General features: G+C 57.9%; 4 protein-coding genes. 1 reads left to right on the top strand and 3 read right to left on the bottom strand.

The window, feature by feature from the left end:
* Nucleotides 1–65: 65 nt before the first annotated feature.
* Nucleotides 66–1094 (bottom strand): quinone-dependent dihydroorotate dehydrogenase, encoded by a 1029-nt coding sequence (locus ACSQ17_RS19505; protein WP_436070176.1) that lies wholly within the window; start codon nt 1092–1094, stop codon nt 66–68.
* An 80-nt stretch (nt 1095–1174) separates the two neighbouring features.
* A complete protein-coding gene (locus ACSQ17_RS19500; protein WP_436070175.1) occupies nt 1175–1396 on the bottom strand; it encodes a DUF2835 domain-containing protein in 222 nt (73 codons plus the stop codon).
* 300 nt (nt 1397–1696) lie between these two features.
* Between ACSQ17_RS19500 and ACSQ17_RS19495 the strand changes: the two genes are divergently transcribed.
* Complete coding sequence (locus ACSQ17_RS19495) at nt 1697–2581, top strand: DUF6685 family protein (protein ID WP_436070174.1); 885 nt, start codon at nt 1697–1699, stop codon at nt 2579–2581.
* Between the two features lie 97 nt (nt 2582–2678).
* Here ACSQ17_RS19495 and ACSQ17_RS19490 read toward each other — a convergent pair whose 3' ends face one another.
* Nucleotides 2679–14321 (bottom strand): retention module-containing protein, encoded by an 11643-nt coding sequence (locus tag ACSQ17_RS19490; protein ID WP_436070173.1) that lies wholly within the window; start codon nt 14319–14321, stop codon nt 2679–2681.
* Nucleotides 14322–14480: the final 159 nt, after the last annotated feature.

Genomic DNA, 14480 nt, shown 5'->3' with positions numbered 1-14480 from the left:
CATGCGCGCTCCATCCGAGCGGCGGGCGCGAGCCCAGGGGCTCCTTTAGGGAGCCCTTTTTAGTTTCAGGCCTTATGTGGCAGCGCCGCGACTGCATCCACCGCTTCACGGATCAGCGCCGGACCTTTGTAGATAAAGCCTGAGTAGATCTGCACCAGGCTCGCGCCGGCGGCGATTTTCTCAGCCGCGTGCTTACCCTCGGTAATCCCCCCCACGGCGATGATCGGCAGACGACCTTTCAGCTCACCCGCCAGCACCTCAACAATATGCGTACTCTTCTCGCGCACTGGTGCACCCGAGAGACCACCGGCCTCATCAGCGCACTCCAGGCCATGCACGCCTTCACGGCCCAGCGTGGTGTTGGTGGCAATCACCGCGTCCATGCCCGCTTCAACCAGCGCATTGGCAACCTGCACGGTTTCCTCATCGCTCATGTCCGGGGCGATCTTGATCGCCAGCGGCACACGCTTGCCATGTTGTGCGGCCAGGTCTTCCTGACGCTTGCGCAGGGCCTCAAGCAATTGCTTGAGCGAATCACCAAACTGCAGGCTGCGCAGCCCAGGGGTGTTGGGCGAGCTGACGTTAACAGTGACGTAACTGGCGTGCTGATAGACCTTGTCCAGGCACAGCAGGTAATCATCCACGGCGTTTTCGACCGGAGTATCGAAGTTCTTGCCGATATTGATGCCCAGCACACCCTTGTATTTGGCCGCCTGGACACGGGCCAGCAAGTGGTCAACGCCGTGGTTGTTGAAGCCCATACGATTGATGATCGCCTCGGCTTCCGGCAAGCGGAACAGGCGCGGCTTGGGATTACCCGGCTGCGGGCGCGGCGTCACGGTACCGATTTCAACAAAGCCAAAGCCCAGTTGGGCAAAACCATCGATGGCATCGCCGTTCTTGTCCAAACCCGCTGCCAGGCCGATTGGGTTGGGGAACTCCAACCCCATCACCTTGACCGGCAGAGCGGCTGGGCTCTTGGTCAGCAAACCGTTCAAGCCAAGACGACCGCCCGCACCGATCAGATCGATGGACAGTTCATGGGAGGTTTCAGGGGAGAGTTTGAACAGCAGCTCGCGGGCCAGGGTATACATGGGCAGGCTTAGCTCGATAAAGTTACAAAGGCCGCGATTATAGCTGCCTGCTAGCCTGATAGGCGAGGCGCACGGCGGCGTCAGTCTAAACGGCGCAGGCTGAGCAACTCGCCGCTGGCGCTGAACTCGAGCTCAAAGGAACCGTAAACCCCTTCATGGGTCAGAAACTGGCGGAAATGATGGGCAGGCAGGCTAACTCGTCGCCCGTCACGACTATGCACTAGTATCCGGTTGGCACGCCCCTGATACACCGCGCGCATACGCTCGGCCGACAACGCAATATCCAAGACCAGATTGGGCATGGAGGCACCTTCTCAAATGACTGCGGCAATTTTGCCATACACCGCGCGCAAGCCCGGTAAAAAACGGCCAGGCGCCATTTTTCGTGTCGCCGGCACCGCACCGCGGGGTGTCCGCCCTTGGATGGCAGACCATGAAAAATCACCGGAAGGTATTTCTAACCTCGCACAGCGACGACCCGAAGGGTGGCCACCAGGGATGTCAGGCCATAAAAAACCTGTCGGCTCGGCTGATAAAGCCTGTGCAGTGCCCTGCAGGCTCTGCCAAACTGGCAATGGTGACTTTGGAGTTCGTACCTGGCCATGAGTCTGTCTGAGCAGCCTTCCACCCTCAGCTCACGCCTTGGTGCCCTGGCGCAACGGCTGGGTCTTATCGGTCGTGGCCCACGCCAAATACTCGAGCGTGCCAGTCAACTGCGCCTGCCCTTCAGCCCGCTACCCAATCCTCGCGAAAGCATCAGCTGGCAAGATGGCCCACAACTGCACCGTTTGTTAGACCTGCCCCGTAGCGCCCTGTCAGGGCCTGTGCAGGAAGACAAGGCGCAAGCCCATGCCATGCTGATTCGCATCATCGAGAAGCAAGAGCAGCAACTCGATTCATTTGACCTGCGCATGATCGGCGGCCTATCCGGTGGCAACGCGGAACAAGCGCACTACAACAATTTTGAAGATTTCTCCGCGAGCGAGGCCTGCCGCCACGTACGCATTATCAGCTACAAGGATTTCGTCAAAACCATCAGCCTGGCGCTACCGCGTTTCCTCGCAGGTGAATGCATCAGCCTGCGACAAGCCAGCTGGCATGGTGAGCGAATTTTCTGGGCGGCCGAACATCACAATGAAGCCTTTGCCTGCGCCATTGCCTACGCCCGCCGGCGCGAACTGGAAATCACTCTGCCTGCCGAGCTCAGTCACTATCACCTGAACGAGCAAGGGCTCAGCGAACTGCAACGGCACTACCATGTGCTAGCCATGCCGAACGCAGCCTGGAGCGACCCACCCTTTATGGCATTGCTGCTAGATAGTGGCCTGCCCTACGCCCGCCTATCCCTGCAACGCGGCCCCGGCTTTCCAGAATTTCTCCTGCTGCCCAAACACTCCAGCGAAGCCACGGCCCTCGGCGAAGGCCTACGCCTGGCGGGTGCACCGGATGTGGTGGGCCACCTGCAGCAGTTGCAAAAACAGCGCTAAACCCGTTCGACTTCGACTCAGCGCCGTAGGCACAAAAAAGCAGGCATAAAAAAGCCCGCTACCCATAAGGGCAGCGGGCTTTTCGTTCCCACAAGGGTTAGACAGTATCAACTTTGAGACTGTCGTCTCCCAGCATCGAAGTTATGACACCCGCCGCATCCGCGGCGCCGTAGGCCGCTTGTAGATTGATGCCCTGCAGCACAATGCTTTGACCAGAGCCACCACCTGCTGCGCCATTGCTATCCACCGTAATGGTGGTATCGGTGCTGAACGTGAAGGTGAGGTATTGACTGAGGCTGGAAGCCGTATCGTCCTCACCCGTCAGCAGTTGGGACAGATCCAGCGAATCAACGCCCTGGACGAAGTCCGTGATGGTGGTGACTCCTGAATTACCCGACAACCACTTGAAGGTATCCTCACCCGCACTGCCAGTCAGCGAATCAGCTCCACCATTGCCGATCAGGATGTCATCACCTTCCAGGCCGATCAGCGAGTTATTGCCGCTGCTGCCAGTCAAAGTATCGCCAAAGCGTGAGCCAATCAGGTTTTCGATCGAGTTGAGCGTATCCAGCCCTGCCCCAATCGTATCCTGTTGCGCAGCCAGAGCCAGGCTGACCGTTACACCACTGCCAGCATCGAAGTAACCAGCAGTATCGTTATCGGCATTACCATTAAGAGCATCGTTACCACTCCCACCCACCAGCAGGTCATTGTCATCGCCACCGTTGAGGGTGTCGTTGCCATCATTGCCGATCAGGATGTCATTGCCATCTGAACCATTCAGGGTGGAGTTGGCGGCAGCGATGCCATCAACCAGGATATTGCTGCTGTTGTTTCCATCCAGCGCGCCAGAGGTATCCAACAAGATGCTAACGGTCGCAGAGTCGCTAGACGAGCCGTCCGTTGCTGTGTAGCTGAACGATGAGTTGCTATTACCTCCACCCGTGTTGCCATTGTTATCGTTGAAGTTCACCGAGCCATAGAAGCTGGTGCCCGTTGTGTGAGTTGCAGTGCCACCCGAGATCGAACCAGCCACAATCGCACTAACATCTAGCCGACCATCTGCATCGGTATCGTCCCATGTCAGCGCCCACTCAGGAATCGCGACTGACACATTGCCGACATTGGTGCGAACATCATCACCATTGGCATCGGTCGGATCAGACGCAGGGGTGATATTGATCACCGCAGTGTCAATTGCAGTGAGCGAACCACCACCGGTATTGCCGTTATCGTTGATCAGCAGCGCCAGCATGGTGGTTGCCGCCGGCGCATTGATAGCGTTATAGACCAAGGTACTGGTACCACCGGCCCCAAGGAAGGCGTTGATCTGAGCGAGCGTACCGCTAAGAGTCAATGCCGATGTGTTAGTACCACCAACAGTAACGCCACTGCCGCCTGCCGTACCGACCAAGCGTCCCTGACCAACACTCAGCGTCACGCTGATCACACCGCTGCCCGCGTCAGAGTCCGCAACAGACAGGCCAGTCCCTTTCAACACTAGGCTAACGTCCTCAGTGGCGTTGTAGCTGTCATTGGTGATGGTCGCGGTCGGTGCATCGTTGACCGGTGTGACGTCGTCCAGATTGATCGTCAGGTTCCCCGCTGCCCGATCACCATCGCTATCCTCGATGACGTACTTGAAGGACAGAGTCTTGTCCGCCGTGATAATAGCCGGAGCGGTATAGTCGTAATGGCCTGTCGCCAAGTTGACCACCAAGGTACCGCCAGCACCAGGTACGTTGATCGTCAATACGTTACCCACAGCACTTGCGCTGGTGTACACCAGGTTAGGCGTGCCGGGACTACCATCATCATCGAACTCAATGGCGACGATCTTCAGCGCTGCCGGGCCATCAGCACCATACTGCCCAACCAAATCCCCCTGGACGGACTGCGTCACCGTGCTAACAAGCACTGCTGGCAGATTAGCAATGTTGCTGACCATGTTGGCATCCATTTCCTGCCCGGAGCCAGTTCCGGTGCCATCATAAGCAATCGGATTCAGCAAAACTTGGTCGCCGGCACTCAGCCCTGAACCAATACCCAAGGCATAGGACTTGATGTCGTATGTGTTAAGGAAGTCTTTCCAGAGCCCCTCCTCGATCGAATCAATGCCATCGCCATTCGCCGGGTCATACGTGCCTCCACTCCCAGTACTACCCGACAGGTTGGAAACCGTCGGTTGGCCGTCAGACAGAAAGTAGGAGACATTCTGAATACCCGTACCCGTCGTCAGCTTCCCGGTGGTTGTTGCGAACGCCGTCTGGGCTGCGGCGATAGCAGCGTCGTAGTTGGTAGCCCCATCACCTGCGTCATTGGCGAAACCCGAAATCAGATTGAGGGCCTCATCGGCCGTCATCCAAGCCTCACCTCGGATCGTGGCATTGTCGCTGAAGGTGACCAACCTGACAGCTACGTCACCCAAACTATCGTACTTGGCGATCAACTGTTGCAGCGCGTCCTTGGCAGCGGCCAAACGTGAGGCATACCCAGTCACCGCAGTATCCATACTGCCGGACATGTCGAGGGTGATCAGCAAATTGGTTCTCAGCGAAGCCTCGACGATTGTGTGATTCACATTGGCAGGCGTTAGAGGCATATCGTCATCAATGGTGATGCTGAAGAGCTTGCCGGTCGAACCAGCATCGTTCGTGGCCTTGACTGTGACAGGCAGGACTGGGTCGGTCGCGTTCTCGTTTTGACCATTGATGTGCTCAATCGACTGCTTCAACGTGACTTGGTACTGGCCTGCGTTGTTGATCGTGACCTCGAGCACCGGGCTGCCGCTGTTGTCCTTGATCACCAGGCTTTGCGTGCCATTGCCCGTCACATTGGCAAGGAGCGGGCTGCCTCCCGAATGCAACGTGATATTGTCAAGCTGGGCTTGAGTGATATGGAGCGTCAGATCACCCGGGTCTCCATTCCAATTGACAGCAACGGTGCCGCTAGAGACAGCCTCGCTGATGCCGGAGCCGCCAACAAGGTCGCCGCCCGCCTGCGCCTCAGTGAGGTGCGGGTTGGCACCGCCGCTGAGGCCGTCCTCATCCACCACCACCGCCACACCGTCGAAGCTAGGCGCGCTAGGGGTCGTAACCGTAACCGAGAGGCTGGCCTGTTCGACGTCGCCATCACCATCGGCGATGTTGGCTTTGAATACGAGGTTGAGGTCAGTACCATCCGTCAGCACCCTGACCTCGTTGAGGTCAACCTTACCGCCACCGCCTTCACCATTGGCGTAGAGCTCAACATAGTCGATGGTCTTGCCGAGTGGAGCCGTGAACGACCAAGTGGTGACACCACCGCTGAAATTGATGTCGCCAAAGGCATTGGCCGAGCCGTCCGAATAATGGACGACGTATTTCACCGTGTGCTCGCCGCCGCCGAAATTGGTCAGAGCGAAATTGACATAGCTCACCTCTGGCATGGAGACACCAGGTTGCGAGGTGAAGTCTTGGTCGCCGAAATCGAAGCGCATGAACTCGGTACCGTTGAAGGTATTGCCGCCGACACCCCAGCCGGAGGTCGAGCCGTTGACCTCAAGTTGCGAGAAGGTGAGCGGGCTGGTGCTGCTCTGCCAAGCGGCGGTATCAATGCCGGATGCGTTCCAGCCAGTGACGATCGCCAATTGCTGACCCGTACCGCCTGAGCCACTGGTCAGCACTTGGCTTCCAGTGGGACCAGCGCCAAATGCCGTGGCACCACCGATCGGGACAAGTTGGCCTTCAACACCGTCCAGCGGCTTAAGCAGCTGAACGCTATAGCTGTTGACCGCCAGATCGACAGTCACTTTGAACACAGGATCGTTGATGTTGTCGGTATATCCGACCAGAACGTTGCCCTGAACCTCGTACTGGATAACTTGGCCGCCCGATTTGAGCCCCTGAGGCTGTGCCGCCAAGTCGAAGGTGACTCCTTGCCAACCATCGGCCCCGGGGGCTAGACCCAAAGCGGCCGACACGGTCTGGTTGATGCCGGTAAGGTCGGCAAGCGCCGCCGGTGCTACGTCCAAGGTGTCATCGTCGACATTGATAGTGAGAGTCGCTGTATCGCTGTCATTGTCCTGGTCGGTGATCTTGACGCCGAAGACCAGCGAGAGGTTGTCTTCCCATTCGGTCTCGACACCATTCTGCGCGTCGCCATCATGGGTCGCCGGATGCGCCAGCGGCTCAAGCAGAGTGAAGGTGTAGTGACCGCTGGCCGTCATCACCAGAGTGAAGATGGTATGGCCCGAGACGGCACCGACACCGGTATAGGTGCCACCAGCATCCGCCCCGTTTTGCGCCCAAGTGACGTTAACCGCCTCGACCGTGCCCTTGCCGGTCGTTGTATTGACGTTGATCGCCTGCAGTGGGCTGCCGTTAGCGCTGAGGCCAGTGATCTCGAACGTTTTGAGGCCGTCGCTCCCAGCGGCGAAGTCAAAATCACCCTGAAGTTCGTAAAGCACGCCAGCATCATCGCCAGGGCCACCAACAATACCAGCGGCATCCGGCCCAGGATTGACTGCCGTACTCTGGCCCTCGTCGTCGAGGATCAGCGTTGCCATCTCGTTGGTGATGTCCGGACCATCGTCATCGAAGCCAAACACCGAACCATTGGCATTGGCCAGGGTGATCTGCGCAGCATCTTTGATCGTGTCGCCGTCACCATCGATACGGGTGACCTCGTATTGCAGGCTCAAACTGCCGTTCTCGCTCAGCAGCAAGTTCAGCTGTTCATCGAACGTCGCATTCGTGCCCGTGTGATGAATCGCTTCGTACAAGGTGGTCTGCAGCTGCGGATTACCTGGCGCACCCACAATCTCGATGCGGAACACCACATCACCGGCACCGCCGCCATCCACACCCACCACATTGTTGCCTTCCATCTTCAGCACGATCGCGCCACCAACCGTCGCCGACAGGTTGGTCGCCAGTGAGCCGCCCAGCGGAATACCCACAAAGCTGAACGCGCCATTGACGCTGCCAGCACCATCACTGCCGTAGTCACCCGCTGCATTGAACAGGCTGACCAGCCCGCCGTTAGGAACGCTGGTGGTCACACGACCGAGGTAGCCAACACCGTCATCGGTATTACCATCCGCACTTTCCGGAGGCAGCTCACGGTCAGTACCCTGCGTTTCATCTACTTGCATCAGCAGTTGCAGACGAACGCCTTCGGAACTCAGCGCTGTCACACTCTGAGTGGGGCCATCGTCATCGAAGCCAAACACCGAACCATTGGCATTGGCCAGGGTGATCTGCGCAGCATCTTTGATCGTGTCGCCGTCACCATCGATACGGGTGACCTCGTATTGCAGGCTCAAACTGCCGTTCTCGCTCAGCAGCAAGTTCAGCTGTTCATCGAACGTCGCATTCGTGCCCGTGTGATGAATCGCTTCGTACAAGGTGGTCTGCAGCTGCGGATTACCTGGCGCACCCACAATCTCGATGCGGAACACCACATCACCGGCACCGCCGCCATCCACACCCACCACATTGTTGCCTTCCATCTTCAGCACGATCGCGCCACCAACCGTCGCCGACAGGTTGGTCGCCAGTGAGCCGCCCAGCGGAATACCCACAAAGCTGAACGCGCCATTGACGCTGCCAGCACCATCACTGCCGTAGTCACCCGCTGCATTGAACAGGCTGACCAGCCCGCCGTTAGGAACGCTGGTGGTCACACGACCGAGGTAGCCAACACCGTCATCGGTATTACCATCCGCACTTTCCGGAGGCAGCTCACGGTCAGTACCCTGCGTTTCATCTACTTGCATCAGCAGTTGCAGACGAACGCCTTCGGAACTCAGCGCTGTCACACTCTGAGTGGGGCCATCGTCATCGAAGCCAAACACCGAACCATTGGCATTGGCCAGGGTGATCTGCGCAGCATCTTTGATCGTGTCGCCGTCACCATCGATACGGGTGACCTCGTATTGCAGGCTCAAACTGCCGTTCTCGCTCAGCAGCAAGTTCAGCTGTTCATCGAACGTCGCATTCGTGCCCGTGTGATGAATCGCTTCGTACAAGGTGGTCTGCAGCTGCGGATTACCTGGCGCACCCACAATCTCGATGCGGAACACCACATCACCGGCACCGCCGCCATCCACACCCACCACATTGTTGCCTTCCATCTTCAGCACGATCGCGCCACCAACCGTCGCCGACAGGTTGGTCGCCAGTGAGCCGCCCAGCGGAATACCCACAAAGCTGAACGCGCCATTGACGCTGCCAGCACCATCACTGCCGTAGTCACCCGCTGCATTGAACAGGCTGACCAGCCCGCCGTTAGGAACGCTGGTGGTCACACGACCGAGGTAGCCAACACCGTCATCGGTATTACCATCCGCACTTTCCGGAGGCAGCTCACGGTCAGTACCCTGCGTTTCATCTACTTGCATCAGCAGTTGCAGACGAACGCCTTCGGAACTCAGCGCTGTCACACTCTGAGTGGGGCCATCGTCATCGAAGCCAAACACCGAACCATTGGCATTGGCCAGGGTGATCTGCGCAGCATCTTTGATCGTGTCGCCGTCACCATCGATACGGGTGACCTCGTATTGCAGGCTCAAACTGCCGTTCTCGCTCAGCAGCAAGTTCAGCTGTTCATCGAACGTCGCATTCGTGCCCGTGTGATGAATCGCTTCGTACAAGGTGGTCTGCAGCTGCGGATTACCTGGCGCACCCACAATCTCGATGCGGAACACCACATCACCGGCACCGCCGCCATCCACACCCACCACATTGTTGCCTTCCATCTTCAGCACGATCGCGCCACCAACCGTCGCCGACAGGTTGGTCGCCAGTGAGCCGCCCAGCGGAATACCCACAAAGCTGAACGCGCCATTGACGCTGCCAGCACCATCACTGCCGTAGTCACCCGCTGCATTGAACAGGCTGACCAGCCCGCCGTTAGGAACGCTGGTGGTCACACGACCGAGGTAGCCAACACCGTCATCGGTATTACCATCCGCACTTTCCGGAGGCAGCTCACGGTCAGTACCCTGCGTTTCATCTACTTGCATCAGCAGTTGCAGACGAACGCCTTCGGAACTCAGCGCTGTCACACTCTGAGTGGGGCCATCGTCATCGAAGCCAAACACCGAACCATTGGCATTGGCCAGGGTGATCTGCGCAGCATCTTTGATCGTGTCGCCGTCACCATCGATACGGGTGACCTCGTATTGCAGGCTCAAACTGCCGTTCTCGCTCAGCAGCAAGTTCAGCTGTTCATCGAACGTCGCATTCGTGCCCGTGTGATGAATCGCTTCGTACAAGGTGGTCTGCAGCTGCGGATTACCTGGCGCACCCACAATCTCGATGCGGAACACCACATCACCGGCACCGCCGCCATCCACACCCACCACATTGTTGCCTTCCATCTTCAGCACGATCGCGCCACCAACCGTCGCCGACAGGTTGGTCGCCAGTGAGCCGCCCAGCGGAATACCCACAAAGCTGAACGCGCCATTGACGCTGCCAGCACCATCACTGCCGTAGTCACCCGCTGCATTGAACAGGCTGACCAGCCCGCCGTTAGGAACGCTGGTGGTCACACGACCGAGGTAGCCAACACCGTCATCGGTATTACCATCCGCACTTTCCGGAGGCAGCTCACGGTCAGTACCCTGCGTTTCATCTACTTGCATCAGCAGTTGCAGACGAACGCCTTCGGAACTCAGCGCTGTCACACTCTGAGTGGGGCCATCGTCATCGAAGCCAAACACCGAACCATTGGCATTGGCCAGGGTGATCTGCGCAGCATCTTTGATCGTGTCGCCGTCACCATCGATACGGGTGACCTCGTATTGCAGGCTCAAACTGCCGTTCTCGCTCAGCAGCAAGTTCAGCTGTTCATCGAACGTCGCATTCGTGCCCGTGTGATGAATCGCTTCGTACAAGGTGGTCTGCAGCTGCGGATTACCTGGCGCACCCACAATCTCGATGCGGAACACCACATCACCGGCACCGCCGCCATCCACACCCACCACATTGTTGCCTTCCATCTTCAGCACGATCGCGCCACCAACCGTCGCCGACAGGTTGGTCGCCAGTGAGCCGCCCAGCGGAATACCCACAAAGCTGAACGCGCCATTGACGCTGCCAGCACCATCACTGCCGTAGTCACCCGCTGCATTGAACAGGCTGACCAGCCCGCCGTTAGGAACGCTGGTGGTCACACGACCGAGGTAGCCAACACCGTCATCGGTATTACCATCCGCACTTTCCGGAGGCAGCTCACGGTCAGTACCCTGCGTTTCATCTACTTGCATCAGCAGTTGCAGACGAACGCCTTCGGAACTCAGCGCTGTCACACTCTGAGTGGGGCCATCGTCATCGAAGCCAAACACCGAACCATTGGCATTGGCCAGGGTGATCTGCGCAGCATCTTTGATCGTGTCGCCGTCACCATCGATACGGGTGACCTCGTATTGCAGGCTCAAACTGCCGTTCTCGCTCAGCAGCAAGTTCAGCTGTTCATCGAACGTCGCATTCGTGCCCGTGTGATGAATCGCTTCGTACAAGGTGGTCTGCAGCTGCGGATTACCTGGCGCACCCACAATCTCGATGCGGAACACCACATCACCGGCACCGCCGCCATCCACACCCACCACATTGTTGCCTTCCATCTTCAGCACGATCGCGCCACCAACCGTCGCCGACAGGTTGGTCGCCAGTGAGCCGCCCAGCGGAATACCCACAAAGCTGAACGCGCCATTGACGCTGCCAGCACCATCACTGCCGTAGTCACCCGCTGCATTGAACAGGCTGACCAGCCCGCCGTTAGGAACGCTGGTGGTCACACGACCGAGGTAGCCAACACCGTCATCGGTATTACCATCCGCACTTTCCGGAGGCAGCTCACGGTCAGTACCCTGCGTTTCATCTACTTGCATCAGCAGTTGCAGACGAACGCCTTCGGAACTCAGCGCTGTCACACTCTGAGTGGGGCCATCGTCATCGAAGCCAAACACCGAACCATTGGCATTGGCCAGGGTGATCTGCGCAGCATCTTTGATCGTGTCGCCGTCACCATCGATACGGGTGACCTCGTATTGCAGGCTCAAACTGCCGTTCTCGCTCAGCAGCAAGTTCAGCTGTTCATCGAACGTCGCATTCGTGCCCGTGTGATGAATCGCTTCGTACAAGGTGGTCTGCAGCTGCGGATTACCTGGCGCACCCACAATCTCGATGCGGAACACCACATCACCGGCACCGCCGCCATCCACACCCACCACATTGTTGCCTTCCATCTTCAGCACGATCGCGCCACCAACCGTCGCCGACAGGTTGGTCGCCAGTGAGCCGCCCAGCGGAATACCCACAAAGCTGAACGCGCCATTGACGCTGCCAGCACCATCACTGCCGTAGTCACCCGCTGCATTGAACAGGCTGACCAGCCCGCCGTTAGGAACGCTGGTGGTCACACGACCGAGGTAGCCAACACCGTCATCGGTATTACCATCCGCACTTTCCGGAGGCAGCTCACGGTCAGTACCCTGCGTTTCATCTACTTGCATCAGCAGTTGCAGACGAACGCCTTCGGAACTCAGCGCTGTCACACTCTGAGTGGGGCCATCGTCATCGAAGCCAAACACCGAACCATTGGCATTGGCCAGGGTGATCTGCGCAGCATCTTTGATCGTGTCGCCGTCACCATCGATACGGGTGACCTCGTATTGCAGGCTCAAACTGCCGTTCTCGCTCAGCAGCAAGTTCAGCTGTTCATCGAACGTCGCATTCGTGCCCGTGTGATGAATCGCTTCGTACAAGGTGGTCTGCAGCTGCGGATTACCTGGCGCACCCACAATCTCGATGCGGAACACCACATCACCGGCACCGCCGCCATCCACACCCACCACATTGTTGCCTTCCATCTTCAGCACGATCGCGCCACCAACCGTCGCCGACAGGTTGGTCGCCAGTGAGCCGCCCAGCGGAATACCCACAAAGCTGAACGCGCCATTGACGCTGCCAGCACCATCACTGCCGTAGTCACCCGCTGCATTGAACAGGCTGACCAGCCCGCCGTTAGGAACGCTGGTGGTCACACGACCGAGGTAGCCAACACCGTCATCGGTATTACCATCCGCACTTTCCGGAGGCAGCTCACGGTCAGTACCCTGCGTTTCATCTACTTGCATCAGCAGTTGCAGACGAACGCCTTCGGAACTCAGCGCTGTCACACTCTGAGTGGGGCCATCGTCATCAAACTGGATCAACTGACCAATTCCAACCGTATCACTTACCGCTACATCACCATCACCGTCGGTTACCGTCACCACAGCATTGATCAGGTTAATCGGCTCTTCTTGCTCGCCACCGCCAAACAGCAAGCTCACTGCTTCATCGTGTTCATTTGGGCTATCTGGATGATGCAGTGACAGGTATTGCGCAACGTTCAGCACACCTGTTCCCGCATCAATGCTCACGGCAAAAGCGGCCGGACCATCCGATGCACCTACACGGCCGACAATCAGGCCACCTTCCTTGAACAAGAAAATACTTTGCCCATCTGTGGTTTCCAGGCCCGAGTCAGTGCCATCGCCACCTGTGATGCTTAGACTGATAACAGTACTGAACGCACCTTCATCATCCGCGCCATAGCTGCTACCAGCAGTGCTCACCACTGCGCCGGCACTTTGTGACCAGCCCATCAAGGTGCCTATCACGCCAGCAAATGCTGCAGGTAACGGGCCGGCCGAATCAGTGTCGTCTTGCACCCCTGCCGTTTCGTCATGTACAACCGGTGCAGCCTCACTCACTAGCTCAAGCGCAGCTGTCGGACCATCGTCATTGACCAACACATTCAACTGTACGGTCGGCGATACATCGCCATCCAGGTCAAACATCCGCACAGGGAAGCTTTCGCCTACTTGGTCGGCCGCACCAGTGGCATTCGGATTACCGTGATTCAATGTGTTACTGGTCAGGGTGTAGATCCAATTACCAGCAGCATCAACAGCCAAAGTGCCATATTGCCCCTGCACTACACCGCCAGCGGTCACATCGACCCAAATGCCGTTGAACCCCTGAACCTGCAGCGAGGAAATACCATCCGGGGAGTTGATAATGATCGTGCCGCTGGTTTGCTCGGCAGTGCTACCTGGATTACTACCGTCAATCAAAGCCTCTTCGTCCACAACCCCAGGACCAGCGACCAATGAGCCCTCAGCATCTCTATATTCGATATCTATTACAGGGCTGAAATCAGGCTCATCGACTATAGGGTCAGCAACCTCAGGCTCAGGATTGGGAAACTCCGGCCCGGTGTTGAAACCTTCGGTTGGGAAACCAATCACCGGATCGAGCGCACCGCCCGTTTCACCCAGCAACACGAACGAGTGACCGCCACCGGCACCACCGGCACCACCACCGCCGCCACCAGCACCTGGACCTGCAGCGGTTGCTTCACCTTCTAGGGTTGGGTCGACGCCCGCTTCGATCGCGGCCTGCAGTTTTTCAACATCGGTCAGCTCGCCATCACTGGGCGCTGCCGGAGGCGTTTCTGCGGTTGGGGTTTGTTGCTCGGAACTGCCTGCGAGCATTTGCTCATTGAGATTCAGGCTGCTGTCGCGCCCAAGGGTGAGTTGCTGGCCATTGCTCATGGCCACTGCAATCGACCCAGACGCCCCCGTGACGATCTGCTCGCCCGCGAAAACCCGATCACCTTCACTTAGTGGCCGACGCGTTCCGTCGCCAGCTACTGCATAGACTTCGCCGATAACTTGGCTGACGACACCAATCAAAGTAGCCATGATTCCATCCTCACTACAGCTGTCGACCACCGTCGACACGTATGTCAAAAAAGGCCAAGACACACCTGAGGGAGAGAACAGAACAGCTGGCTAAATTGAAACGACGTAACACTCAAAACCATAACGACAAAAAACTGTCACCCTGACCTACGTCGCCCT

Source organism: Pseudomonas sp. LjRoot71 (assembly GCF_964253255.1).
GTDB lineage: Bacteria > Pseudomonadota > Gammaproteobacteria > Pseudomonadales > Pseudomonadaceae > Aquipseudomonas.
Note: the sequence above shows the minus strand (reverse complement) of the source record. Positions and strands in the feature narration are given on the sequence as shown.